Source organism: Microcoleus sp. MON1_C5, assembly GCF_036701875.1.
Taxonomy (GTDB): Bacteria; Cyanobacteriota; Cyanobacteriia; order Cyanobacteriales; family Microcoleaceae; genus Microcoleus.
Window position 1 is genome coordinate 1 of the sequence record NZ_JAUBRN010000131.1, and the last position, 4,717, is coordinate 4,717.

Sequence of the window (4,717 nt, forward strand, 5' to 3'; positions counted from 1 at the left end):
GATCAGTTTGATTGTTTACGAGATGCGATCGAGGATGTGTTACGCATTGCGTCCTAACCGCCTTGGCGGTTGCTATACCTTGGGGGCGGGCATAATCACCACCCCACAAGAGTCTTAAGATTTTTCCCGATGCAAATCTTGATGTTTTTTGAGCTTAAAAATACTGCTAGCCAAACTTACGAGGGGATTTGATCCGACGATACATCCGGGGCGATCGCCAGATTTGCATCACCCGAAAGCACTTGAGAAGCAGACCCAGTAGTTAATCGATGATCGTAAGAGTGTGTTCCCAAACCCTTAACTTGGCGCATCAAAGTGCCCATTTCCAAAGCACTCATCGCATAATTCCAGCCCAAATTGCTTTTAATTCCAGCCCTTTCCAAAGCTTGCTGCATCGTGTCAGTCGTCACCACCCCAAAAATCACCGGCACCCCTGTCTGAAAAGCAGCAGCAGCAATTCCCTTAGCAACCTCACCAGCCACAAAATCGAAATGAGGAGTTTGGCCGCGAATTACCGCACCCAGACAAATTACCGCATCGTAGCGGTGAGAAAGAGCAGCTTGGCGCGCCACCAAAGGAATCTCAAAACTTCCCGGAACCCAAAAAAAGTCCACCTGAGAGCCATGAGGATTAACATCAACCCCGTGGCGTTTCAAACAATCTTGACATCCCTCCAAAAGTTTGTTAACCACCAAATCGTTAAAACGACCGATGACAATAGCAAACCGCAAAGATTCGGTGTGAGTAAAAGTTCCCTCGAAAACAGTCATAGTGTTCTAGTTTAGATTTTAGGTTTTAGATTTTAGATTTTTGTTTGTGAGAAGGCAAAAGTCAGAAAGCAGCAGCATCTCATCTGAATCTTAAGTGCAAAAACATACAGGATCGCGCGGTCTGGAAAATTCCTAGCTTCTGCCGAATGCCTTTCAATCGCTGGTGAATGCCTTCATCCTTCTATCTTTTACCTTCTTTATTCGATAGAGTTGGGTGAAATTAAACGACTAAAAAGTTCAATACACCCACTGCAATAACCAGCAAAAACCAGAGAGCCGATCCGACATAAATCAGGGATTTAGACTGATTCCAGTTTTGGGGAGAGGCATAAGCAACTGGCACGCCAACGACCATCACAAAAGACAGCAGTACCAGACCCAGTAAAACCACTTGAAACAGAATTGATAACATCTTTTCTCCTTTCGATATAACCGTGCGTTGATCCGAAATAGTTTCCCAGAACCGAAAAAAATCTTCCAAATTCTAGTTTTTGACAGTTTCCCGATCGTCGATCGAGAGATTGTCGGTTGATTGATACGAAAGAACCCGTGCAAATTCGGGCGTTGCGCGAACAGGCGTCAGCGGCTCTTGAGATTTCGATCAATTTTATCATTGTTCGCTACACGACAGAAAACTGGAAAGGTTAAGTTAAAGCCCGATCGACACATCCGGTTTCCGAGGGCGAGAAATTGCTACTGTTTGAGTTAGAGATGCGGGATTTTCGGCTATGGACTTAGTTTTGTGCCACACAACAGCAGATTTTGACGCCTTGGGGGCGGCGGTGGGACTTTGCGTGCTGCGCCCCGGTAGCAGGATCGTATTGACGGGCGGGTGTCATCCGACAGTGCGGGATTTTTTGGCGCTACACCGCGACGAGTACCCACTGATTGAACGCCGATCGGTCAATCCCCAACAAATTCGATCGATTAGTATAGTTGATGCGTCCCAGCGCGATCGTTTGGGAAAAGCCGCCGAGTGGCTGGATTTGCCACAAGTGAGCGAAATTGCTGTTTTCGACCATCACCTACAGGCCGATTTAGACATTCCCGCTACTGTTACGCAGATCGAAGCAGTCGGAGCCAGCACGACATTAATTGTCGAAAAGCTCAAAAATCAAGCAGAAAAGAGGGAGACACCATTCCGCCTGCTGCCTTCGGAAGCAACAGTAATGGCCCTCGGCATCCACGTCGATACAGGTTCCCTCACCTTTGAGGGCGCAACTGCACGAGATGCAATAGCTTTGGCCTGGTTGATGGAACAGGGAGCGAGTTTGGGGGTAATAGCTGAATATGTAGAACCCGGTTTGTCTCCTCAATTGCAAGATTTGCTCAGAGAAGCGCTGAATAATTTGCGATCGGAAACTTTGCACGGTTACAGCATAGCCTGGGTGCTGCTATCTACTGAAGCTTACGTTCCGGGGCTTTCTTCACTGGCTTCTCGCTTGCTGGATTTAACTGAAACCGATGCTCTGCTTTTAGGTAATGTTTATAAATTTGGCGAAAACGAAAACAACCGCAACATAGCTCCCGAATCGCCAGTTTCCAATCGATTAACTATTATCGGTCGATCGCGCATCGAAGGAACAAACCTCAGCGAATTGTTCAAACCCCTCGGCGGCGGAGGCCACGCCCGCGCCGCTTCCCTCGCCACCCGCGATGTTGACCCCCTGCTGACTTTAAATCAGTTAGCTGAGGAACTCAAAACTCAAATTCCCCACCCTCCGACAGCCCGCGAATTAATGTCGTCTCCAGTGCGGAGTATTCGCCCGGAAACATCGGTAGGGGAAGCTCACCGTATACTCCTACGTTACGGACATTCGGGGCTTTCTGTGGTCGATGCGGGCGATCGACTCGCCGGCATTATCTCGCGGCGCGACATTGACATTGCCCTGCACCACGGTTTCAGTCACGCCCCGGTGAAGGGTTACATGACTCCGCAGCTAAAAACGATCGCCCCAGATACCTTGCTGCCGGAAATTGAATCTTTAATGGTGACATACGATATCGGGCGCTTGCCAGTGTTGGAAAACGGTCAACTGGTGGGAATTGTTACCCGGACTGACGTGTTGCGGGAATTGCACCAGCAAAAAGCGCGAGACAGGGGAAGTAATGCAGAATTCTCTTATTGTGCCGTGCCCGAATCGGTTGAGCAGTTGTTGCGATCGCGCATCAGTCCCGAATTATGGCAATTATTGTCGATCGCCGCCAATATTGCCCAAAATCGCGGCTGGCAACTTTATATTGTGGGTGGAGCAGTCCGGGATTTACTCTTAGCCACGGATGATACACTGGCGCTAACAGATATCGATTTGGTTGTGGATGGAAAGTGCGGTTCCGACGATTCCGGTGCTGGTGTCGAGTTAGCTTCCTCGCTGCAAAAACTTTACCCCGAATCGCGTTTGGACGTTCACGGTCAATTTCAAACCGCCGCGCTTTTGTGGCCCAAAGACTCTGCTTTCGGCTCGCTGTGGGTGGATATCGCGACTGCTCGTACTGAATTTTATCCTTATCCGGCTGCAAATCCTGAAGTTGAAGCGAGTTCGATTCGCCAAGATTTGTACCGCAGGGATTTTACAATTAATGCGCTGGCTGTGCGGTTGGGTGTTCCTCGCAGTGGCGAATTGTTAGATTTTTTTTGCGGTTTGCTGGACTTGGAATCGAAGCAAATTCGAGTTTTGCACGCCAACAGTTTTATCGAAGATCCAACGCGAATTTATCGCGCTGTGCGGTTTGCGGTGCGGCTGGGGTTTGAAATTGAGCCCCAGACGGAAGGATACATCCGCAACGCTTTGGCCAGCGGGATTTATTACCGAATTCAGGGGGAAAACGGCCGAGCTCCGGCTTTGGAAACTCGGCTCAAAAGCGAATTGAAATACATTTTGCAAGCTCCTTACTGGAAAGTTGCTTTGCAAATGCTGGGAGATTTGCAGGCTTTGCGCTGCATTCATCCTAGTTTGGAGTTGGATCGGGAGTTGTGGCGGCAACTGCGTTTGCTCGATCGGTGTTTGAATGGAAGAAGGAAGAAGGAAGAAGGAAGAAGGAAGAAGGAAGAAGGAAGTTCGGCAACGGATTCTGTAACGGATTTAACGGATGTAAAGGATAGAAGGAAGAAGGAGAAGGGAAGAGGGGAAAAGGAAGAAGGAAGAGGGAAGAAGGAACAAACTATCCCCAATTCCCAATTCCCAATTCCCGATGCCCAATCCCCGATGCCCAATTCCCCATTCCCCATTATCAATATTCCCGATTGGCAGATGCGGCTGGAAGTTTTGATAGCTTATTTAGCGCCGGAATATCGCGGCAAGGTGGCTGCAAATCTTCAGTTACCTGCTGACAGCATTAAGCGGTTGGAAGTGTTGGAAGCCGGAAAGAACCAGTTAGCAGAGAATTTGCCTAAGTGCGAGTTGCCGAGTCAATTGGTGCTGCTGTTGAGGAATTATGAGTTGCCGGTGTTAATTGCTATCTCCCTACAAAGTCCGCGAAGTGCACGCCGCCAAATCTGGGAATATCTCACCAAATGGGCGAATGTTGAGCCGCCTTTGAATGGCAACGATTTGAAGGCTTTGGGTTATAAGCCGGGGCCTGGGTTTAAACGAATGTTGGATGATTTGTTGGCGGCGAGGTTGGATGGCAATTTGGGCGATCGGGCTGCTGCTATCTCTTTCTTAGCACAACGTTATCCTCAAACTTAGTAAAGTGCGTCAGCAGCGCGTTATTTTTTATATAATTGATTAGCTAATTGCTGACGCACTCTACTAAAATTTAAGTTGTCAATCCTAAACAGCCTAACCAGGCGATCGCACATTATTGATATTTCCCGAATTAACGTGAAGAAACATCACGCTCCTGCTTTAATCGCAATTGTCCTTTACAAACTGTAGTTTAGACTAACTAAAGATGAGAACGGTGGCCCAAGAAAAACTAGAGCCACCGTTAAGGAGAGAATGAGG

At 48.3% G+C, this 4,717-nt stretch carries 3 protein-coding genes; 1 reads left to right on the forward strand and 2 read right to left on the reverse strand.

The features are described from left to right. Positions 1 to 176 precede the first annotated feature (176 nt). Entirely contained in the window at positions 177 to 770 is a 594-nt protein-coding gene (ribH, locus tag QUA71_RS28860) for a 6,7-dimethyl-8-ribityllumazine synthase (RefSeq protein WP_333290396.1), read from the reverse strand. Between the two features lie 220 nt (positions 771 to 990). Further along, the gene (gene psbZ / locus QUA71_RS28865; protein WP_006633598.1) at positions 991 to 1,182 is read right to left on the reverse strand and encodes a photosystem II reaction center protein PsbZ; all 192 of its coding nucleotides are present in this window, start codon (positions 1,180 to 1,182) and stop codon (positions 991 to 993) included. 316 nt (positions 1,183 to 1,498) lie between these two features. Here psbZ and QUA71_RS28870 point away from each other — a divergent pair, with 316 nt between their 5' ends. Beyond that, entirely contained in the window at positions 1,499 to 4,459 is a 2,961-nt protein-coding gene (locus QUA71_RS28870) for a CBS domain-containing protein (protein WP_333290398.1), read from the forward strand. Positions 4,460 to 4,717: the final 258 nt, after the last annotated feature.